Origin of the sequence: Mesorhizobium loti R88b (assembly GCF_013170845.1) — a bacterium.
In the GTDB taxonomy this organism is placed as follows: Bacteria; Pseudomonadota; Alphaproteobacteria; order Rhizobiales; family Rhizobiaceae; genus Mesorhizobium; species Mesorhizobium loti_B.
This window is the reverse complement of the sequence record NZ_CP033367.1, coordinates 3,744,412-3,765,456: the sequence shown is the minus strand read 5'-3', so window position 1 is coordinate 3,765,456 and position 21,045 is coordinate 3,744,412. Positions and strand designations below refer to the sequence as shown.

The 21,045-nt window shown below is 63.1% G+C and carries 15 protein-coding genes and 1 pseudogene; 2 read left to right on the top strand and 14 right to left on the bottom strand.

What is annotated here, in order from left to right:
• Window positions 1-47 precede the first annotated feature (47 nt).
• The 3 genes from EB235_RS18350 to EB235_RS18340 form a co-directional block, all read right to left on the bottom strand.
• On the bottom strand, window positions 48-1,313 hold the full coding sequence (locus EB235_RS18350; protein ID WP_032925415.1) for an FAD-dependent oxidoreductase: 1,266 nt from the start codon (window positions 1,311-1,313) through the stop codon (window positions 48-50).
• Between the two features lie 72 nt (window positions 1,314-1,385).
• Window positions 1,386-4,358, bottom strand: coding sequence for a caspase family protein (locus EB235_RS18345; protein ID WP_051429592.1), 2,973 nt, complete (start codon window positions 4,356-4,358; stop codon window positions 1,386-1,388).
• Window positions 4,359-4,500: 142 nt separating this feature from the next.
• Window positions 4,501-4,905: a winged helix-turn-helix transcriptional regulator gene (locus tag EB235_RS18340; RefSeq protein WP_027029605.1), complete on the bottom strand. Its 405-nt coding sequence runs from the start codon at window positions 4,903-4,905 to the stop codon at window positions 4,501-4,503.
• A 135-nt stretch (window positions 4,906-5,040) separates the two neighbouring features.
• Between EB235_RS18340 and EB235_RS18335 the strand changes: the two genes are divergently transcribed.
• Complete coding sequence (locus EB235_RS18335) at window positions 5,041-5,931, top strand: SDR family oxidoreductase (protein ID WP_027029606.1); 891 nt, start codon at window positions 5,041-5,043, stop codon at window positions 5,929-5,931.
• A gap of 36 nt (window positions 5,932-5,967) precedes the next feature.
• Here the strand turns inward: EB235_RS18335 and EB235_RS18330 are convergent.
• From EB235_RS18330 to EB235_RS18315, 4 genes and pseudogenes are all read right to left on the bottom strand, one after another.
• A pseudogene (locus EB235_RS18330) lies at window positions 5,968-7,002 on the bottom strand (SDR family oxidoreductase).
• Between the two features lie 35 nt (window positions 7,003-7,037).
• Complete coding sequence (locus EB235_RS18325) at window positions 7,038-8,957, bottom strand: potassium transporter Kup (RefSeq protein ID WP_027029607.1); 1,920 nt, start codon at window positions 8,955-8,957, stop codon at window positions 7,038-7,040.
• 187 nt (window positions 8,958-9,144) lie between these two features.
• A complete protein-coding gene (locus EB235_RS18320) occupies window positions 9,145-11,058 on the bottom strand; it encodes a potassium transporter Kup (protein WP_027029608.1) in 1,914 nt (637 codons plus the stop codon).
• A 97-nt stretch (window positions 11,059-11,155) separates the two neighbouring features.
• On the bottom strand, window positions 11,156-11,896 hold the full coding sequence (locus EB235_RS18315) for a pyridoxine 5'-phosphate synthase (protein WP_027029609.1): 741 nt from the start codon (window positions 11,894-11,896) through the stop codon (window positions 11,156-11,158).
• Between the two features lie 162 nt (window positions 11,897-12,058).
• Here EB235_RS18315 and EB235_RS18310 point away from each other — a divergent pair, with 162 nt between their 5' ends.
• Window positions 12,059-12,463, top strand: a complete 405-nt coding sequence (locus EB235_RS18310) for an STAS/SEC14 domain-containing protein (RefSeq protein ID WP_027029610.1) — start codon at window positions 12,059-12,061, stop codon at window positions 12,461-12,463.
• Window positions 12,464-12,517: 54 nt separating this feature from the next.
• Here EB235_RS18310 and EB235_RS18305 read toward each other — a convergent pair whose 3' ends face one another.
• The 7 genes from EB235_RS18305 to EB235_RS18275 form a co-directional block, all read right to left on the bottom strand.
• Window positions 12,518-13,645: an ATP-dependent DNA helicase gene (locus EB235_RS18305; RefSeq protein ID WP_027029611.1), complete on the bottom strand. Its 1,128-nt coding sequence runs from the start codon at window positions 13,643-13,645 to the stop codon at window positions 12,518-12,520.
• 151 nt (window positions 13,646-13,796) lie between these two features.
• Window positions 13,797-14,726 (bottom strand): EamA family transporter, encoded by a 930-nt coding sequence (locus tag EB235_RS18300; protein WP_027029612.1) that lies wholly within the window; start codon window positions 14,724-14,726, stop codon window positions 13,797-13,799.
• Window positions 14,727-14,813: 87 nt separating this feature from the next.
• Entirely contained in the window at window positions 14,814-15,185 is a 372-nt protein-coding gene (locus EB235_RS18295) for a nitrile hydratase accessory protein (protein WP_027029613.1), read from the bottom strand.
• On the bottom strand, window positions 15,172-15,831 hold the full coding sequence (gene nthB / locus EB235_RS18290; RefSeq protein WP_027029614.1) for a nitrile hydratase subunit beta: 660 nt from the start codon (window positions 15,829-15,831) through the stop codon (window positions 15,172-15,174). Before nthB ends, EB235_RS18295 begins: the two co-directional genes overlap by 14 nt.
• A complete protein-coding gene (gene nthA, locus EB235_RS18285) occupies window positions 15,828-16,451 on the bottom strand; it encodes a nitrile hydratase subunit alpha (protein ID WP_027029615.1) in 624 nt (207 codons plus the stop codon). Before nthA ends, nthB begins: the two co-directional genes overlap by 4 nt.
• A gap of 79 nt (window positions 16,452-16,530) precedes the next feature.
• Window positions 16,531-19,695: an efflux RND transporter permease subunit gene (locus tag EB235_RS18280; protein ID WP_027029616.1), complete on the bottom strand. Its 3,165-nt coding sequence runs from the start codon at window positions 19,693-19,695 to the stop codon at window positions 16,531-16,533.
• Window positions 19,692-20,960, bottom strand: a complete 1,269-nt coding sequence (locus tag EB235_RS18275) for an efflux RND transporter periplasmic adaptor subunit (protein ID WP_027029617.1) — start codon at window positions 20,958-20,960, stop codon at window positions 19,692-19,694. Before EB235_RS18275 ends, EB235_RS18280 begins: the two co-directional genes overlap by 4 nt.
• Between the last annotated feature and the right edge of the window lie 85 nt (window positions 20,961-21,045).

Below are 21,045 nucleotides of genomic sequence, written 5' to 3'. Positions count from 1 at the left end.
TTCGCGCTCTGAACATGACATGCATGCGATTGGCCCGGACGAAAACTCTATGATGCGGTCGTATCATGACCCCGATTTTGTCCGAAATCCCACCGCGCTTCCCGGAGCCCTGCCCGCCTGAACGGATCGATCACCGTGCCGGCGACCATCGAGGCGAGAAACTGCGGGGCCGGCGGGATTTTTGCGATGGTCGCCACCAGCCTGTCGCGGATGAAGGGCAGCGCCACCGAATCCGACTGGTAGAACGGCGTGAACGCCAGCGACAGCGCCTGGAAGACACGCACGTGCCAGCGCCGCGCCTTGGCATAGGCTTCAAGCGCTGCCTCGACGCTTTGCGTACGCGCCAGCGCATGGCTGAGCGCCGCGGCGTCGAGCAGCGCCATATTCGCCCCTTGCCCGAGTTGCGGGCTGGTCGAATGCGCGGCGTCGCCGATGACGGCCAGTCTCCGGCCAATTGGCAGCTTCACCGTGTGATGGCCGTAGCGGGCCAGCGAAAGCTGGTCGAAACTGTCGACCTGGTTGGCGAACGCCTCGCTTTGCGGCCACAGCCTCACCACCCTCTCCTTCCAGGCGTCGATGCCTTGGGCGCGAACCGCCTCGGCATCATCGGGCTTCAGGCTCCAGAAGAAGGCCGCCATCTTTTCAGCACCGGGTTCCGGCCGGCCGATCGGCAGCACGCCGATCATCACGCTGGCCTTGTCGTAGCGCTGCAAAAGCGCGTGCTCGTCAAAGCCCTCGCCGCGCCAATCAAGCGATGCCCAGAACGCGCCATAGGTGAGCGGTCGCGGTGCACCAGCGCCGACCACACATTGCCGCAGTTTCGAGCGCGAACCGCTGGCGTCGACGACCAGATCGAACGGCCCTACCCTTCGTCCGTTGCCCCAAATCAGCGTCGCGCGCTCGCCGGCCTCCATGGTCTCGATCTCGACGCCGGTCTCGATGGCGATCGCCTCGCGTTGCGCAGCGCGAAAAAGCACGCCGAACAAAGCTGCCCGGTGCACCGCCAGGCCGAAGCGGTTGCTGCGCTGGGCATCGTAGCGGACGTCGAGCACGGTGCGCCCGGTCGAGGCATCGGCGCCATGCAGGCGATCGATGCGCGCGCCGAGCGCCAGTATGTCGGCGAGCAGACCGAGATCGGCAAGCACCGTCAGCCCGGTCGGCTGCAGGATCAGCCCGGAGCCGACCGGCTTGGGCTCCTCGAAACGTTCGAAGATGGTGACGTTGTGCCCGGCGCGTTTGAGATAAAGCGCCATGGCGAGCCCCGCCGGGCCGGCGCCGGCAATTGCGATGTCGAGGCATCGGTTCGCGATCATGCGCTAAAAGCGCCGAGGCCAAGGCAATGCATGTCGTCCCCCAAACAGATCCCCGCTTCCGGGCAAAATGCGCTAATTGCTGATACCGTCGATCCTGGCGAGAGCATGATCGCGGCTGGCCGTGTACAGGACTTCGTCCGGCTTGAGATCAATCGCCTTTTGGACGCTCTTGAGGCTGGCTTCGTAAGCAGCCTTGGCACCGGCCTTATCGCCCTGATCCTCGAGCACATAGCCGGTCTTGACCTCAGCATTGTAGACGGCGAAATCGAATTCGGGATTTTTGGGTTCGATGGACACCGCCTTTGCCGCTGCGGTTTCGGCGGCCTTGTACAGCTTCATCGCATCCTGCGGGAAATTCGTCGTATAGGAATCGGCGACTTCGACATAGGCCTCGTAGAGATCGCGCAGGCTGTTGACGTTTTGCGGGAACTGCGTGGCGAATTTCTTCGCGGCCTCCAGCCGCAGATCATTCTGCGCCCAATAGCTCTTGTAGTCGTTCATCAGCCGCTTATCGATCGCGACCCTGGAATGGAAGACGATGAGATCGCTTTGATAGGTCTGCTTGTCCGGCTGCGCCTCGACGATCTTGGTCGCATAGGCCAAGCCGGCCTCATCGTATTTCAAGGCGTTGGCATAGTCTTTCATCTGGCTGTAGGAACTGGCGATCTTGGCATGATAGAGCGTCGCATTGTGCTGCCAGCCCATGTTTTCCGGGTCGAGCGCAGCCAGGTTCAACGATGCCTGATGCGCCTTCTTGGTGAATTCGATTGCGGTGGCATCGTCAGGGACGAACTCATACCAGGTGGCCATCTTTTCATAAGAGGTGATCAGGTCCGCCACCCACTGCTTGTTGACGGCATCCGACTGGACAAGGCGTTCGCGGATCCCGTTTGCCTCCTTGTAGGCGGCCAGCGATCTGTCGGCGTCCTCATGGGTGATCACACCATCGCTGAAATAGATGGCCTGGCCCATTCTTTCCAAAGTGCCGGCAAGCCCGCGCTGCCAGGAGGTGTTGTTGGGATCGGCTGCGATCAACCGCCGCGTGATGGCGACCGAGGTCTCGAAGGAAGCGACCGCGCTCTCGCCAATGGTCGTACCGCTGCCATCCGCCTGGTTCTTGTCATACTGGGCATAACCCAGCGCGTCATAGGCGGTGGCCAGATCGAATTGGCGCAGCGCATTGTCGGGCGCGGCCTCGGCCAGTTTCTTCGATATGTCCAGGCTTTCCCCAAACGAAGCGAGCGCCTGCGAAAGCTGTTTCTTGTCCTGCTGGATTTCGCCAATTTGGCGGTCGCTCAGCGCCAGTGTGGATTGCAGGTCCTCATTGGCCGGATCCTTGCCGGCAAGCCGCGCGGCAATGTCGCGCGCCGATGTGTAGGCCGCCATCGCCATCTCGTCATTGCCCTGCAGCTTGTGCAGCGCGCCCACCTTCAGGAACGCAGCGGCCTCGAGGCCGAGCGCGCCGGCATCGGGCGCATTGCCGGCGGCAAGCTCCGTCCGGATTGCCAGGCCGCGTTGATAGGATGCCAATGCAGCGGAGGAGTCACCCTGGTCGCGCTGCACATCACCCAGTTTCAGCGTGCTGGCCGCGACATTGTCTTGCCAGGCGGCATTGGACGGCTCGGCTTCGGCAAGAGCGGTCGCCACCTTTTGCTGGCGTTCGTAGGCGCTGCGCCCGCCCGACAGATTGCCGACCGTCAGATACAGGTCGCCGAGCACCTCCAGCGATTCCAGCTGCTGCTTGCGCTGTGCCTCAGGCAGCTTGTCGCGCGCCAGATCGTCGTAAAGTGCACTCGCCTTCTCGTAGCTTTCGATCGCCAGATCGTATTTCAGGTTGGAACGCGCCGCACCGCCGCTGATCATATGCGTGGTCGCCTCGGACAGCGTGCGATCAAGAAAGTTTGCCTTCAGCGCATCGCGCGAGGTCGCATCAATTTCGGCGGCTTCGGCAAGCTTGCCGCGCGCCGTGTCGAACGCGCCGAGATCGAGCTGGCTTTGCGCGTCCTGCCGCAATTTGGCGACCGTCGGGTCAGCCGACGCCAGCGTCTTCATCTGCGCGCGCACGGCCACGAACGCATCGGCGGCCTCGGCAAGCTTCTTGCGCCGGTCGTCCGCCGACAACGACTTGGCGCCGGAATCGATCAGCGCGCCATAAAGCGGTGCCAGCGGCATGTCCTTGTCCCTGGCGAGCCGCTCGACCTCGTCGCGCAGATCGGGCGTCACGTCGGCCATCGCCAGCAGCAGGCGCTCCCGTTCCGGCAATTGGCCAGCACTTTTGGAGGCGAAGAACATTTGCGGCAGGCCGTTCTCGACATAGGGCAGCTGCGCGCCGCGCGACCGGTCGTAGACCTCCTGCTGCACCAACGTCAGCACCGAGCGGATTTCGAGCCCGTCGGTCGCCAGATATTTTGCCAGGCCGGCCGTAAACGGCGAATTCTCGCCATTGCCGTCGGCCGCGGTCGCGCCGGGCGCTGCGGAGAAGGTGTAGAGCAGGTTTTCAGCCTTGCCCAGACGACCGAGCCCGGGCCGCACCTCCGCCGTCGTCTTGACGTTCAGTGCCTTGACGCCGCGCCCGGCACCAGCACCTCCGGCGAACGGATCGTTGCGGCAGGCATCGAGCAGGATCAGTCCGACTTTCGAGACGCTGGAGACCGTTTCCCGCACCTCTTCCATCGGCAGGCTGGTCTCCTTCAGCGTGTCGACCGAGGTGGCGTCGGCATCCGTCGGCAAAAGCCGGTTCTCGCCTGATATTTCGACGCCGTGACCGGCGAAATAGACCAGCGCGACATCGGCGCCGGCAGCGTCCTCGCGAAAATCCTCAAGCGCGCGGCGCATCCGCCTGAGGTCGCGATCCGTCTCCAGCGTGACCTGAAAGCCAAGCTTTTCCAGTGACTTCTTGATCGTCTGGGCATCGTTGACGGCATTGCCCAGCGGCCGGACGTTCTTGTAGGCATCGACTGCCATGACCAGCGCGAAGCGCTGTTCGGCCCATGCCGGAAAGACGGTTGAACAAACCAGCACCAGTACAATCAGGAATCGCCGCAACTGAAACTCCCAAGCTGATTTTGTCAGCTCCCACACGATTGTGACGACTGCAAGGTCTGTTTGCCGGGAGGGCCAAAGGGAATCGACTGCTTGGTCGCCATGACAGCGTCAAGGCGTATGCCAGACGAGGCTGAGCGCTCGATTATGCGGCGTCGAAGGCAGCGCGCGCGCCACGCACCGCGTCGTGGTTATTCTCCGCCCATTGCAGGAGGTGCTGCAAGGCGCTGAACATCGAGCGTCCGAGGTCGGTCAGGCTGTATTCGACGCTCGGCGGCTTGGTCGGGAACACTTCGCGATGCACATAGCCGTCGCGCTGCAGGTCACAGAGCGTCTGGGTCAGCATGCGCTGCGAGATGTCGGGTACCAGTCGCCGCAATTCGCCGAAGCGGTAGGGCTGCTCGGCCAGCGCCGCCATCAACAGCGAGCTCCATTTGCCGCTCAGGCCCTGGATGACATCGCGGACCGGGCAATCGGACAGGTTGCCGCCATCGGTCATGGCTTTGTAGACCTCAAGCTTGGATCTCAGTTTGACGATCGAGCTGTCCATGACTGGTTCCCTGCCTGTGCCTACCTCCCGAAAAACTGCCTCCTTTACGGCACCGGGTCAATTCCTATTTTAGTGCTGGTCTCTTTTTGAGACCGCTGCCCGAACCGCCTTTCCCCGCAAACGTCAGGATCCCTCATGACCGCAACTCTTCTCGTCACCGGTGCATCCGGCCAGCTCGGCCGCAGCGTCATCAACCATTTGCTGGACACCTTCAAAGTGCCGGCCGCGAAGATCATCGCCACCACCCGCACACCGGCCAATTTGGCCGACCTCGCGGCGCGCGGCGTCACGGTCCGCGAGGCGAATTTCGACGATCAGGCCTCGGTTGCCAAAGCCTTCGCCGGTGCCGACCGGGTGCTCATCATCTCGACCAATGAACTGGCGATCCAGGGCAAGCGGCGCCAGCAGCAGCTCGCGGCGGTCGCGGCTGCCAAGCAGGCGGGTGTTGGTCATCTCCACTACACCTCGATGCCCAACACCGAGCCGGGTTCGGCGGTTGCCTTCGCTCCCGATCATTACGACACCGAACAGGCGATCAAGGCGAGTGGCATTCCCTACACGATCTTCCGCAATGGCTGGTACGACGAGAACCTGTTCATGGCAGCGCCGCAGATCCTCGCATCGGGCCATTGGTATACGTCGGCCGGCGACGGCGCCATTTCGTACGGCGCGCGTGACGACTACGCAGCGGCCATAGCCGCGGGGCTGGCCTCGGACGCCAGCGACAGCACGACCTACACGCTGACTGGCCCCAAGGCCTACACGACAGCCGAAGTCGCGGCACTCATCACCGAGGTCACCGGCAAGCCGATCCAGATCGTCCAGCTTTCCGACGAAGCTCTGACTGAAGGGATCAAGGCAGCCGGGCTTCCCGAGCCGATCGCCAAGGTTCTGGTCTCCTTTGACGCGGCAACGCGTGCCGGCGACCTTGGCATGGTGACGGACTCCGTCGAGAAGCTCTCCGGTCGCAAGTCGGTGCCGTTGAAGCAGTTCCTCGAAACCAACAAGGCGGCCCTGCTGGGCTGAAATCCGCGCGGCGGGCAGCTCTAACTTCCCGCCGCGCTACTTCTTGAGCAGGCCGAGCCTTACCAGGCTTTCGCCGGTGGCAGCCAGCGCATCTTCGCGCGATCGCGGCGCCCAGCCGAGCATGCGCACGGCCTTGGCGTTGGTGGCGTTCTTGACCTTGCCCAGTTCCGGCACGAGCTGCGCGACTTCCGGGTTGAACAATCCGACGATCCGGAGCAGCCAATCGGGAAGCTGCCGCGTCTTGACGCGGGCCGCCGCATCGCCGAGCCGCGTTTTCAAGGTCTGCGCGATCTCCCGCACGGTCATGAAATCGCCTGACACCGCCAGGAAGCGCTCGCCTTTTGCCGCGGGATTGGTCATGGCCCGCACATGCAGGTCCGCCACGTCGCGCGCATCGACGACGCCAAAGGACAGGCGCGGCAGCCCCGGCATGGCGCCATTCATCATGCGCTGGACAAATTCGGTGGAGGTTGAATGGTCGGACCCGAGCACCGGCCCGAAGATGCCGACCGGATTGACGACCGCCAACTCCAGCGCACCGCCTTCGGCGGCAATGAAGTCCTAGGCGGCGCGCTCGGCAAGCGTCTTCGACTTCACATAGGCGCTGACCTTGCCCTTAGGATCGGTCCAGCTCTCTTCAGTGAACGGGCGGCCGTCGGACGGCATCTTGCCATAGCCGATGGCCGCGAAGGACGAGGTCAGCACGACGCGTTTGACGTTGGCATCTCGTGCGGCCCGCAGCACCCGCAACGCGCCCTCACGCGCCGGGACGATCAGGTCGTCCTCATGCTTGGGCACGCCGGGCGGAAATGGCGAGGCGACATGCAGGACATAGTCACAGCCGGCGACCGCTTGCGGCCAGCCTGTGTCGCTCATCAGGTCGGCGATGGAAAAGGACAGCCTGTCGCCCGGCTCGGCGCCGCCCGCTTTGAGCATGGCCAGGACACCGGCTTCACGCTTGGCCGAACGCACCGTCGTGCGCACGCGGTAGCCTGCCTTGAGGAGTTCAACGATACAGTGGGCGCCGAGGAAGCCCGATCCGCCGGTGACAAGCACCAATTCGCCGCTCATATCAGCCTCCCGCTAAGTCGAAGCGATCAAGCCGATCAGATCGCCACCTGGGTGCCGATTTCTACCACACGTCCGGTCGGGATCTGGAAATATTCGGTCGCGTCCGACGCGGTGCGCGCCAGGCCGATGAATAGCTTGTCCTGCCACACCGGCATGCCGGAATTGGGCGAGGCCTTGAGCGAGCGCCGTGACAGGAAGAACGACGTCGTCATGATGTCGAACTTCCAGCCCTGCTTGCGGCAGATCGCCAGCGCACGCGGTATGTTGGGCTGTTCCATGTAGCCGAAGGTCAGCGTCACCCGCATGAACAGCTCGTTGACCGTCTCCATCTTGACCCGTTCGCTGTCCGGCACCACCGGCTGCGGTGCGGTCACCACGGAGAGAATGACGTTCTGCTCATGCAGCACCTTGTAGTGCTTCAGGCTGTGCATCAGCGCTGTCGGCGCACTCAAGGGATCGCTCGTCAGGAACACCGCCGTGCCGGAAACCAGCTGCGGCTTCTTCTTCAGCAGATTGGCGGCGAGGAAATCGAGCGGGATCTCGTTGCGGCGGGTCTTGTCGAACAGGTAGCGACTACCGCGCACCCAGGTCCACATGCCCAGCACAATGGTGAAGGCCACCGCCAGCGACGCCCAGCCGCCTTCGAACACCTTGACGATGTTGGAGGCGAAGAAGCCGATATCGATGAAAGTGAACAGTGCGGTCAGCGGGATCGCCACCGACAGCTTCCATTTCCAGATGCGGGTCATGACGACATAAAGCAGCACCGTCGTCACGAGCATGTTGCCGGTCACCGAGATGCCGTAGGCGGAGGCGAGCTTGCTGGATTCGCCGAAGCCAACCACCAGCATCATCACCACCAGCGCCAGCAACAGGTTGACGCGCGGCATATAGATCTGGCCGGACTGTTTTTCCGACGTGTGCAGGATTTCGAGCCGCGGCAGCATGTTGAGCTGCACCGCCTGGCGGGTCAGCGAAAAGGCACCCGAGATCACCGCCTGGCTGGCGATGACGGTCGCCGCGGTCGCCAGCACGACCATCGGGATCAGCGCCCAGCCCTCGTTCATCTCGAAGAACGGATGGCCGACCACGCCGTTCTTCGCCAGCACGAAGGCACCTTGCCCGGCATAGTTCAAAAGCAGACAGGGAAACACGATCGACAGCCAGGCCAGCACGATCGGCTTGCGGCCGAAATGGCCGAGATCGGCATAGAGCGCTTCGGCGCCGGTCACCGCGAGGAAGATGGCACCGATGGTGACGAAGGCGACGTCGGGGGAATGGATCAGGAATGCAACGATATAGTGCGGGCTGATCGCCCACAGGATTTCCGGATCGGCGATGATGTGCTTGAGACCCGACAGGCCGATGGCCAGGAACCAGATCGCGGTCACCGGACCGAAGACCAGCCCCACCCCGCCCGTGCCGAAGCGCTGCACAGCAAACACCATGGCGAGAATGACCAGGGTCAGCGGCACGACATAGGGCTGGAAGGCAGGGGTGACGACATTCATGCCCTCGACCGCCGACAACACCGAAATCGCGGGCGTGATGACCGCATCGCCGAAAAACAGCGAGGCGCCGACGATGCCGATGCCCAGGATGATCGCCGAGCGCTTGGGGAAACTGCCGCGCGCCAGCGCCATCAGCGACAGCACGCCGCCCTCGCCGCGGTTGTCGGCGCGTAGCACGAACATGATGTATTTGATGGTGACAATGATCGTCAGCGACCAGATGATCAGCGACAGCACGCCGAGGATATCGCCGCGATCCGCGACTGTGCCATGGGACGACGCGACCAGCGCCTCGCGAAAGGCATAGATCGGGCTGGTGCCGATATCCCCATAGACCACACCGAGCGCGCCCAGCATCAGCACCTTGGTGCTATGCTGTTCGATTTCCGGATGGCTCGATTGTTCGACGGGTTCTGCCTCACTACCAGCATTGGCAAGGGCCATGGACGACACTCCGATAAGCGCGCGGTGCTCTACGCTTGCTGCAATGCAATATCAAGTGCCGTCGCGTGATGGCTCCCATGCCGTCAACGCTAGGCTCCTTGGGAAATGGCCTGTAATCCAACGGTTGCGGGGCTGAATTAGCCGCCACGGCAGCATACCGAACGCCCACGAGACTGCCGTATGCACCTTAAATAGCAACTTGCGTGCCGATTTCCACGACACGTCCGGTCGGGATCTGGAAATATTCGGTGGCGTCGGCCGCCGTGCGCGCCAGGCCGATGAAAAGCCGGTCCTGCCACACTGGCATGCCTGAATTGGGCGAGGCCTTGAGCGAGCGCCGCGACAGGAAGAACGATGTCGTCATGATGTCGAACTTCCAGCCCTGCTTTCGGCAGATCGCCAGCGCGCGCGGTATGTTGGGCTGTTCCATGTAGCCGAAGGTCAGCGTCACCCGCATGAACAGCTCGTTGACCGTCTCCATCTTGACCCGTTCGCTGTCCGGCACCACCGGCTGAGGCGCCGTCACCACGGAGAGGATGACGTTTTGCTCATGCAGCACCTTGTAGTGCTTCAGGCTGTGCATCAGCGCTGTCGGCGCACTCAAGGGATCGCTTGTCAGGAACACCGCCGTGCCCGACACCAAATGCGGCTTCTTCTTCAGCAGATTGGCGGCGAGGAAATCGAGCGGGATCTCGTTGCGGCGGGTCTTGTCGAACAGATAGCGGGTGCCGCGTATCCAGGTTCCCATGATCAGCCCCATCAGGCAGGCAACGGTGATCGATACCCAGCCGCCTTCGAATATCTTCACGATGTTTGCCAGGAAGAAGCCGCTGTCGATGACGCCAAACAGCAAGGTCAGCGGCAGAGCGAGCGCCAGCGTCCATTTCCACAATTTGCGCATGACCACGAACAGCAAAATGGTGGTCATCAGCATCTCGCCCGTCACCGAGATGCCGTAGGCGGACGCCAGCGAACTCGAGCTGCCGAAACCAACGACCAGCAACATCACCCCGAGCGCGATGAGCAGGTTGACGCGCGGCATGTAGATCTGGCCGAGTTGCATTTCGGACGTATGCTGCACCTCGATGCGTGGCAGAAGGTTCAGCTGCACGGCCTGGCGGGTCAGCGAAAAAGCCCCCGAGATGACCGCCTGGCTGGCGATGACGGTCGCGGCCGTTGCCAGTCCCACCATCGGCATCAGCGCCCAGTCAGGCAGCATCTGGAAAAATGGATTGGTTGGCTTGCCGTCATGGGCGAGGACAAAGGCACCCTGCCCGAAATAGTTGAGCAGCAGGCAGGGAAACACCACGGAAAACCACGCCAGCACGATCGGCTTGCGTCCAAAATGGCCAAGATCGACATAGAGCGCCTCAGCCCCGGTCACCGCCAGAAACACAGCACCGACCGTCACAAAAGCGGCTGTGGGTGTGCTGGCGAGATAGGCGACCGCGTAATAGGGATTGATCGCCAGCAGGATCGATGGATCGTCCATCAGGTGATAGAGCCCCGCAATGCCGATGGCCAGGAACCAAAGCGCCGTCACCGGCCCGAACACCGCCGCCACCTTTCCCGTGCCGAAGCGTTGCACTGAAAACAGGATGGCCAGGATGACCAAGGTGATCGGCACGACATAGGCGCCCAATGTCGGGGTCACCACCTTGAGGCCTTCGACCGCCGACAGCACCGAGATGGCCGGCGTTATGATCGAATCACCGAAAAACAGCGCAGCACCGCAAAGGCCGATCGCCAGGATGAGGCGCGCGCCTCTGGGATAGGCGCTGCGCGCCAGCGACATCAGCGACAGCGTGCCGCCTTCGCCCTTGTTGTCGGCACGAAGCACGAAGGCGACATATTTGACGGTCACGATGATCGTCAGCGCCCAGACAATCAGCGACAGCACGCCAAGCACGTGAATACGCGTATCGATGCCGGGCGAAGCGTGAAGCGCCTCGCGAAAGGCATAGATCGGGCTGGTGCCGATATCGCCATAGACGACACCGAGTGCGCCCAGCATCAGCACCTTGGTGCTTTGCTGTTCGACCCCGGAATGGCTTGATTGCTCGACGGTCTCTGCCTCGCTACCGCGACTGGCAAGGTCCATGGACCACTCCCCGGCAAGCGCGCGGTGCTTCATGCATGCTGCGATGCGGTATCAATTGCACGCTATGGCCGCCATACCTGCAAAGCGAAGCATACCCCTACCAGCCGCAGGCCTTGAGAAACCGACGCACCGTGCCGGCCATGCCATACTCCAACGCGTCGGCTGTCAACCCATGTCCGATCGACACTTCGGCCAATGCCGGAATGCGCTTCGCCAGATCGGGCAGATTGCCCACCGTCAGATCGTGCCCGGCATTGACCTGGAGGCCGACGGCAAATGCCGCATCGGCGGTTTTTCCCAGTCTTTCCAGTTCGTTGGCCGCTTTTGCGGAATCGGAATGATAGCTTCCATATGGGCCTGTGTAGAGCTCGATCCGGTCGGCCCCAGTATCGCGCGCGGCCGCTATACCTGCAGGATCGGAATCGGAAAACAGCGACACCCTGAAGCCACCCTTCTTCAACCGCCTGACGATAGGTGTCAGGAACGCCGCATCGGTGACGAAGTTCCAGCCATGGTCGGAGGTTGCCTGTGCCGGATCATCTGGCACCAGCGTCACCTGCTCGGGCTGATGCTTTTCCACAAGCGCCAGAAAATCCTCGCTTGGGTAGCCCTCGATGTTGAATTCCGCCTGCGGAAATTCATCGTCGATCAGCGCCCGGATCAAGGGCAGGTCGGAATGCCGGGTGTGACGCTCATCGGGGCGCGGATGGACGGTCAGCCCATGCGCTCCGGCGGCAAGCGCAAGGCGGCCGACACCGATCACATCGGGCCATGGCAGGTCACGCCGGTTACGCAACATGGCAATGGCGTTGAGGTTGACAGAAAGCTTTGCGGGCATGGGCTGGTGTCCGTGAAACAGGCGGGTTAACGGCGCGCCACAGCCATCCGTTCAGCCGCGGCGCGCTTGAGATCGGGCATCTATAGCGTCTTTGATGGGAACAGATAGGGCTTTCCAGTGTTCCAGAAGGGCACCGCTATTTCGCGACAAGGAGGCCCCGCCGTGAATTTCCTGCAATCCGTGCCAGCGATCCGTCGCCTCGACACCGCGCGCGACGACCTGTTCGCCATCGATGTCGTCGGGCATGTCTCGGCGGCCGATGCAGAGAATCTGTTTGGCCTGCTGGAGGCGGCCTATGCGCTCCACCAGCGAATCGACGTCGCCGTGCGCATGGTCGATCACGATGGCGTCGACTGGACCGACATCTCCGAAGAGACCCTCAAACAGGGCGCCGTCCACGCACCGGAACATATTGGCCGGTGCGCGGCGATCGGCACGCCGGACTGGACGCCGGACGCGCGACACGCCCTGCCCGCGTCGTCGCCCATCGAATTCAGGCACTTCAAGGCCGAGGACGAAGACGAGGCCTGGAAATGGCTCGGCGTCCAGCCGCCCAGCGCCCCATGACTATCGCCTGACGCCACGCCTTACCTGACGCCACGCCTTACCTGACGCCATGCCTTACCTGACGATGGTCAGTCGCTCGGCGGCCCGGGTGATGGCGGTATAAAGCCAGCGCTGGCGGGTTTCCTTGAACGCCCAGCTTTCGTCGAACAGCACAATCTCGTTCCACTGCGAGCCCTGCGCCTTGTGCACAGTCAAGGCATAGCCGTAGTCGAAATCGTCGAAGCGCTTCTTCTGCTGCCAGGGGATATCGGCGTCGGGATCCTCGAACGCCGCCTTGAGCAGCTTGATCTTGGCGACGCCGCGGTCCGGATCATCCTCTTCGGGCGAAACCAGCAGGTTGATGCCGGGCTTCACCGTTTCGCGCGATGAGGTCATCACCTTCCACAGCGAACCGTTGAGCAGCCCCTTGGCCGCGTCGTTGCGCAGGCAAACCAGCTTGTCGCCGGCCTGCGGATAGTCGGCATTGAAGCCTTTGAGCTCGCGCAGGCGCTGGTTGTAGCGTCGACGCGTGCGGTTGGTGCCGACCAGAACCTGGTCTGCCTTCAACACCAGTTCCTGGGTAACGTCTTCCTTGCCGATCACTTGCGCCGTGCCATAGTCGCCGCGCATGAATTCACGGCCCTCGCGCACATCCAGCGCCAGCCGCAGGATCGGATTGTCGCGCGCCTGCCGGTGGATTTCGGTCAGGAGATAGTCCGGCTCATGGTCGGTGAAGAAACCACCGCCCGAAATCGGCGGCAACTGGCCGGGATCGCCTAGCACCAGGATCGGCGTGCCGAAACTCATCAGGTCGCGGCCAAGCTGCTCGTCGACCATCGAGCATTCGTCGATGACGACCAGCTTGGCGCGCGAGATCGGGCTTTGCCGGTTGAGCGAGAAGGTCGGCGACATCGAGGTCTTGCCTGTCACCTCATCCTCAACCGATTCCTCGCCCTTGGCCCTGTAGATCAGCGAATGAATGGTGCGGGCATTGACCGCGCCCTTGGAGCGCAGCACCTGTGCGGCCTTGCCGGTGAAGGCAGCGAACTGCACCTGGCCGTCGACATGTTCGGCGAAATAGCGCGCCAGCGTCGTCTTGCCGGTGCCGGCATAGCCAAACAGCCGGAACAGCTGCGGCTGGCCGGCCTTCAGCCAGCGGGCAACCGATTGCAGCGCCTCGTCCTGTTGGGGGGAGAATTCCATCAATGCGACAGACCGGATTCGCAAGGGAAAGACAAGACAGCCGCCATATCGACTGCCGTCGTGACGCACCGAGCGCCTCCGACGGTTCAGGCTATCAGGCCACAAAAAGAACGTAAAGAGAACAAAGACAGCGCCCGGTTGATCGCCGCTTTCAGCCGGCCGCGATGAGAGATGTGCCGGCAAAGGCGAGTACCGCGCCGGCCCAGGCCGGTGCCGATGGCCTGTAGCCTGTGCGCAGCCACACCATGGGCAACACCAGCACCGGCGACAGCGACGACAATGTCGAGACGATGCCGACCTTTCCGCCGGCCAGCGCGGCCATGATCAGCGACATGCCCATGCCCGTGCCGATCAGCGCGCCGCAGATGCCGATGCCCAGCGTTCGTGCCGCCGGCCGGGGGCGCCTGGCGGCGCTGCGGCGGGGAACCAGCAAGAGCAGAAGGAAGAGCACCGCCGACACACCGGTCCGGATCGCCATCGCCGTGAACGGATTGACACCCGACGCCATGACGGGACGCGCCACCAACGCGCCCGCGGCCTGCCCGAGTGCGGCAACCAACCCGAAGGCGAGACCGACAGGCAAGGTCATCTGTTTTGCCGGCAGCACTGCCGCCTCGATCGGCGGGGTCGGGAAAATGCCTTCCGGCTGAACCTTGGCGGGACGGCCGAACAGGATGGCCAGGACAATGCCGGCGATAACCAGCGCCACACCGGCCAGCTTGACCGGGCCAACCGTCTCTCCCAGAAACAAATAGCCCATGATCAGGGCAAAGGGCGAGGTCAGCGAGAAAACCAGCAGCGCCAGGCGCGGCCCAAGCGCGAATATCGACGAGATATAGGCCGAAGAGGCAATGAAGATCCCGAACACGCCAGAGGCCGAGAGATAGCCCACCTGCCAAGGCAGTAGCCCGGCCCAGCCGCCCAGCAGCGTGGCCCCGATCGTGGTGGCAATTGTCACCGCGAGCGTTTGCAGCCGGGTCAGGGTCAACGCATCGATGCGGCCGATCAGTTCACCAGCCAGCATGCCACTGGTGGCGATGCACAAGGCCGCGCCGATCGAGAGAATTTCCGACAGATACATTCATTCTCTCTTTGTGAAATGCGCAGCGGTTGGTTGCCGGTGCCTGGCGAGCGGTGCGGAAGATTGGCCTTTCGTGAGGCCGCCGCCTCATCTGGCGGATGTGAATTCCGGATCGTTTTCCAGCAGGATCGGCTTGCCGTGTGGGGTCGCATGCGCGGCGCGTTCCCAGGCTTGCGCCATCGCGTCGACATCGGGCTTGGCGGCCAGGCCCTTGGCGGCAAGCAGGCTTTCCAGTGCCGCCAGCCAGTGCTCGTAATAGTCGTGTCCGTCCGTTGCGGCGCCCGGCTTCTTCACCTGCGCCGACAGGGCTTGCGCCCACTCGCCCCACGAGAACAGGCCCTTGTCATGCAGCGCCACGGTCATCGCGAACGCTTCGGCTTGCCATGGCTCGGCAAACACCGGCGCATCCAGGCTGTCAGGCAAATCGACCGCCGGTCCGTTCGCCTCAAGCCGGCTCAAGGTAGCTCTCCCAGGCATCGATCGACACAGTCAGTGTCGGGTCGGCGCCCTCACCCCAGATCTCGGTGCCGTCGAAGACCACCGTGTAAACCCATTGCGGGTTCTCGCCTTGCCCATGTGCATTGGTGTCGGGAAAGACGAAGCCGTCATGGACTGCCTCGATCGTGCCACGCTTGTCGCGCGCATAACGCGGCAGTCTGGTGTGGCCGCTCGGGTTGAAATTCTTCGTCTGTACGGCGTCGCCGGCCTTGAAGCGCGGCGCTGTTGCGACCGGCCGGTCGCAAGGGCCGCCCTTGGCCAGCACGGCCGGAACGTTTTCCGCCTTCAGCACCCGCTTCGGCGTCGCCGCCGCGTCGATCGCCTCACCCGCCTTGAGATCGCGTTCACTGACGAAACCATGGCGCTTGAGCAAGGTCTCCAGCGCCTTGATCCAGATCTGGTAGTAGCTGGAGCTATAATAGTCGGCCGGATGCAGCGATTCCCGCGCGTGCCTGCTCTCGTCGATAGTCCAGGCGCCCATGGCGCTGGCGCAAAGCGTCACGCCTAGCGCCCGCCTCTCCCAGGCGGCGTGGAAATAGGGCTCGTCCTTTTCGGGCGCGACCGGGCCGAACCCCATCTGTCCGCCGAGATCATGGGGGCCGTTCATGCCGGCTCGCCGGTTTGTTGCGGTTCCTGCGCGAGCGCCGTACCGATCATCGCATCGCGGCTCACCAGATCGGCCAGCCGCTCCTCGCTCCAGCCGTCGGTGCCATCCGGCCGCATCGGCACCACGAGATAGCGCAGCTCCGCCGTCGAATCCCAGACCCTGATCTTCTTGGTCGTCGGAAGCGTCAGCCCGAACTCCTCGAGCACGCCGCGCGGATCGATCACCGCGCGTGAGCGATAGGGCGGCGCCTTGTACCAGACCGGCGGCAGCCCCAGCACCGACCACGGATAGCAGGAGCACAGCGTGCAGACGACGAGGTTGTGCGTCTCCTCTGTATTGAACACCGCCTGCATGTGCTCGCCCTGGCGGCCGGTATAGCTGAGCGATTCGATCGCCGCCGTCGCATCACGCTTCAGCCAGTCCGCATAGGCGGGATCGCTCCAGGCCTTGGCCACCACCCTGGCGCCGTTGCGCGGGCCGATCTTGGTCTCGTAGGTGTCGACGATGGCGTCGATCGCCGCCGGATCGATCAGCCCCTTGCGGCTCAAGATGGTCTCCAGCGCCCGCACCCGGGCGGCAAACGGATCGAGTTCGTTGTCGTGGTCATGATCATGGGACATGACCGCAAATTACGGCTCCGATCCGCCGGCCGCAAGCATAACGGCTTGGGCCAGCTTCTGTCCTTGCCGTGTCAGCCTGTCATTCAGCGGCCGTCTTTTGCGCGTCCGCCGGGATGTCGTCATTGGTGCCAAACAGCGAAGGCTGGTCGCCACTCTCCTTGACCACCTGCGGTTTGGCCTTGCCCCTCGACCACAGCCCGACCAGCCAGCCCGAGAAATTCTCCATATAGACGTAGATCACCGGTGTCACGAACAGGGTCAGCGCCTGCGAAGCCAAGAGGCCGCCGACAACGGCCACGCCCAGCGGCTGGCGCAGTTCCGCGCTGGCGCCGGTACCGAGCGCGATCGGGAACGTACCCATCAATGCCGCCAAAGTCGTCATCATGATCGGCCTGAAACGCATCAGGCAGGCCTTGTGGATGGAGTCCTTGGCCGACATGCCTTCTCGTCGCAGTTCGAGCGCGACGTCGACCATCATGATGCCGTTCTTCTTGACGATGCCGATCAGCATCAGGATGCCGATCACCGCAATAACAGACAGATCCATGCCGGCAAAACGCAAGGCAACGACCGCCCCCAGCACCGCCGACGGCAGGCCGGTGAGGATGGTGAGCGGGTGGATGAAGCTCTCGTAGAGAATGCCGAGCACGATATAGATGGTCAGGATCGCGCCGCCGACCAGAAGCCCCTGGTTGGCAAGGGAATCCTGGAAGGTCTTGGCCGTGCCGGCGAAGGTCGTCGAGATCACCGTCGGCATGCCGATCTGTTCTTTGAGTGCATTGATGCGCGTGACGCTGTCGCCCAGCGCGACACCTTGCGGCAGATTGTAGGAGATGGTCACGGCCGGAAGCTGGCCGAGCTGGTTGACCGTCAGGGCGCCGGCCGTGCGGTCGACCCGGGCGAAGGCACCGAGCGGAACCAGGGAGCCGCTTGCCGTCCTCATCTGGATGGCGAGCATGCGCTCGGGCGACCATTCGATCTTGGGATCGAGCTCGGTGATGACCTCATAGCTGTCGGCCGAACCGAAGATCGTTGAAACCTGGTCGGTGCCAAATCCGCCGTAGAGGGCGGAGCGCAGCGTGTCGGTATCAATGCCGAGCTGGGCGGCCTTGTCGCGATCAATGACCAGCGATGCCTGCAGCGCGTTGTTCTGCAGGTCGCTGGTTACGTCGGTGAAGGTCGTATGGTCGGCCGCCATCGCGTCATTCAGTTTCTGCGCCCACTGGTCGGTCAGGCCGGTATCGAGGCCCTGAACCACGAGCTGGTAGGCACTGGCCGACGAGCGCGAACCGAGCCGCAGGTTCTGCACCGGCTGCATGTAGGTCTCGATGCCCGCGACGCCGGCCAGTTGCTTTCGCAGATCCGCCTGCACCTTATCGATGTCGGGCCGCTGACTCTTGTCCTTCAACTGCACATAGAGCTGGCCCTGGTTCAATGCATTGTTACCGCTGCCTGCCGACCATGCCACATGCGAAACATAGGGCGAATGGGAAAAGACGCTCGCCACCTGCCCCTGCAGCTTCACCATGGCGTCGAAAGAAATGTCCTGGCGCGCGATGGTCGTCACCGAGATCTGGCTGATGTCCTCCTGCGGGAAGAAGCCCTTGGGCGAGATGTCGATCAACCAAACCGACGCCGCCGCGGTGCCGACAAAGACGAGGAAGACCAGGAAAGTGTGCCGCAGGCAAAATGTCAGAATCCGGTCGTAGCCGCGTGTGACAATGTCCTGCTTGTGGCCGGGGCCATGCTTGTCGCGATCCGCCTTGGTGACCGAGAGCAGGCGCGAGCACAGCATCGGCGTCAGCGTCAGCGACACGAACATAGATGCCAGGATGGCAACCGTCACCACGACGGCGAATTCGTTGAAGATGCGCCCGATGACGCCGCCCATCAAAAGCACGGGGATGAACACCGCCACCAGCGAGATCGAGATCGAAATGATGGTGAAGCCGATTTCGCGCGCGCCCTTCAGCGACGCATCGAAGGCTGACAAGCCATCCTCCTCCATGTGCCGGAAGATGTTTTCGAGCATGACGATCGCGTCGTCGACAACGAGGCCCACCGCCAGCGTCAGGCCCATCAGCGATATGTTGTCGATGGAGAAGCCGAACAGAAACATCGCGCCAAGCGTGGCGATCAGCGAGATCGGCACCGCCACGGCCGGGATGATGGTCGCCGTGACGCGGCGCAGGAACACGAAGATCACCAGGATCACCAGGGCAATGGTGAGCAGCAGCGTGAACTGCACGTCGCTGACCGCCTGGCGGATCGAGCTCGAACGGTCGTTGAGCAGCTTGATCTGGGCGGCCGCCGGCATCTGGTCCTGGAAGGACGGCAGCATCGCCTTGACCTTGTCGACGACGTCGACGGTGTTGGCGTCGGGCTGGCGCTGCACCGCCATGATGATCGCGCGCGTGCCGTCGTACCAGCTCGCCGTCGTCGTGGTCTGAACGGAATCGACGACGCGGGTCACCTCGCCCAGCCGCACCGGATGGCCGTTCTTGGTGGCGATGATCAGGTTGGAGAAGCCGGCGGCATCGGTCAGTTGCGTGTTGGCGGTGATGGTCAGCTGCTGCTTGTTGTTCTGCAGCACACCGAGCGGCGTGTTGCTGTTCGCGGATGCAACAGCCGCCTGCAGCTGGTCGATCGAGATGCCGCGCGCGGCAAGCGCTGTCGGATCGATCTGAATGCGCACCGCATATTTCTGCTGGCCGAAGATCGAGACCTGCGCAACGCCGTCGATGGTCGACAGTGACGGCGAGATGACGTTTTCGGCGAAGGCATCGAGGTCGGTCAGCGGAACCGTGTCGCTGACCAGCGACATCAAAAGGATCGGCGCGTCGGCCGGATTGACCTTTCGGTAGCTCGGCGGCGACGTCATCTGCGGCGGCAGCGACTTCTGCGTGCGCGCGATCGCCGCCTGCACGTCGGCCGCTGCCGCGTCGATGTCGCGGTTGAGCACGAACTGGATGGCGATCGAGGTCTGGCCAAGCGAGTTCGTGGTCGAAATGGAATCGATGCCGGCAATGGTCGCGAACTGCTTGATCAGCGGCGTCGCCACCGAAGTCGCCATGGTCTCCGGCGAGGCGCCCGGCAGCGAGGCCGAGACGTTGACCACCGGAAATTCAGCGCTCGGCAGTGCCGCCACCGGCAGGAATTTGTAGGCAAACAGTCCGCCCAGCACGAGGGCGAACGACATCAGAAGGGTGGCTACAGGCCTGCGAATGCAGAATTCGGAGATCATTGGGCCGCCTCGCCCGTATTGGTCGCCTCGGCCACCTTGGGCGCTGCTGTCGTGGTGCCCTCATGCACGGCGGCACCGTTCTTCAGCCTGGTCTGGCCTTCCGTGACCACCTTTTCGCCAGCTTTCACACCCTGGCTGATCGCGCTGTTTTCCCCTTCGGTCAGCGCCACCTGCACCGGCCGCATCTCGACGGTGTTGTCGGGCTTGACCACATAGACGAACGGCCCCTTCTGGCTGGGCTGTACCGCGACGGTCGGAACCGAGGTCATCTGCGGCATGATACCGGCGTCGAGGATGACATTCACATACTGTCCGGGCCACAGCGACATATCGGCATTGGGGATGCTCGCCCGCGTGGCGATCGTGCCCGACGCGGTGTCGACACTGGAATCGACGAAATCAAGCGTGCCCTTGCCGATCGGCGTCGGGTCGCCATCCTTGGTCAACGTCACCGCCCCTTGCTGCGGATTGGCAAGCGCCTTGTGCAGCAGCGCCAAATTGCTTTCCGGCAGATTGAAGTTGACCTGCAACGGGTCCATCTGGGTGATGGTCACCAGCGGTGTCGCCGTGCTGCTGTTGCCATTGCTGACGGTGACGAGGTCGCCCATGGCAACACTGACGGCACCCAGCCTGCCGGCAATCGGCGCCGTTATGGTGGCAAAGCCAAGCTGGACATTGTCGGCGTCGATCGTTGCCTTATCGGCATCGACGGTGGCGGCCGCTGCCTTCTGCGCGGCAACGGCCTGGTCGTAGGTCTGCTGCGTGCCGGCCTGCTTGGCGACCAGATCCTTGGCCCGCTGAAGATCGGAACTTGAGCTGGCAAGCATTGCCTGGTCCTTGGCGAGCGTCGCCTGATCCTTGGCGAGCTGCGCCTTCAAGGCCCGGTCATCGAGCGAGAACAGTGTATCGCCGGCCTTCACCATCTGCCCGTCCTTGACGTCGATCGAGACGATCTGGCTGGAGACCCGCGCATTGATGTTGACCACTGCCGGAGAGGAGACGAAGCCGATGGCATAGCGCCGGATCGGGAAATCAGCCGTTGTTGCTGTCGCGGAGAGGATCGAGGCCGACCGGGCGCCGCCACTGCCTGATGCCTGCTTGTCGCCAGCTGCCGCCTTGTCACCGGCCGGTTTTTTGTCCACCGCCGTGACCTGCTTCATGCCGACCAGCTGCTGAGCCTTGGTCAGCGCGTCAGGCGAAAGATAGAGCCAGGCCGCGCCCGCGCAGGCAACTGCCAGCAATGAAAGAACGAGTTTTCCACGTATCGTCAAAGTACCCTCTCCGTCCGACACGCCGTTGCCTTGGTGGTCGTATTCTAGCGCAATTCACGGCTGATTGCCGCGATTTAGC

Excerpts from the sequence above, each read along its gene's own strand:
- EB235_RS18325 (WP_027029607.1), bottom strand. The coding sequence starts at position 8,957 with ATGGCCCTTGCCAATGCTGGTAGTGAGGCAGAACCCGTCGAACAATCG.
- nthA (WP_027029615.1), bottom strand. The coding sequence starts at position 16,451 with ATGTCCCATGATCATGACCACGACAACGAACTCGATCCGTTTGCCGCC.
- EB235_RS18280 (WP_027029616.1), bottom strand. The coding sequence starts at position 19,695 with ATGATCTCCGAATTCTGCATTCGCAGGCCTGTAGCCACCCTTCTGATG.
- EB235_RS18320 (WP_027029608.1), bottom strand. The coding sequence starts at position 11,058 with ATGGACCTTGCCAGTCGCGGTAGCGAGGCAGAGACCGTCGAGCAATCA.
- nthB (WP_027029614.1), bottom strand. The coding sequence starts at position 15,831 with ATGAACGGCCCCCATGATCTCGGCGGACAGATGGGGTTCGGCCCGGTC.
- EB235_RS18315 (WP_027029609.1), bottom strand. The coding sequence starts at position 11,896 with ATGCCCGCAAAGCTTTCTGTCAACCTCAACGCCATTGCCATGTTGCGT.
- EB235_RS18350 (WP_032925415.1), bottom strand. The coding sequence starts at position 1,313 with ATGATCGCGAACCGATGCCTCGACATCGCAATTGCCGGCGCCGGCCCG.
- EB235_RS18335 (WP_027029606.1), top strand. The coding sequence starts at position 5,041 with ATGACCGCAACTCTTCTCGTCACCGGTGCATCCGGCCAGCTCGGCCGC.
- EB235_RS18300 (WP_027029612.1), bottom strand. The coding sequence starts at position 14,726 with ATGTATCTGTCGGAAATTCTCTCGATCGGCGCGGCCTTGTGCATCGCC.
- EB235_RS18305 (WP_027029611.1), bottom strand. The coding sequence starts at position 13,645 with ATGGAATTCTCCCCCCAACAGGACGAGGCGCTGCAATCGGTTGCCCGC.
- EB235_RS18340 (WP_027029605.1), bottom strand. The coding sequence starts at position 4,905 with ATGGACAGCTCGATCGTCAAACTGAGATCCAAGCTTGAGGTCTACAAA.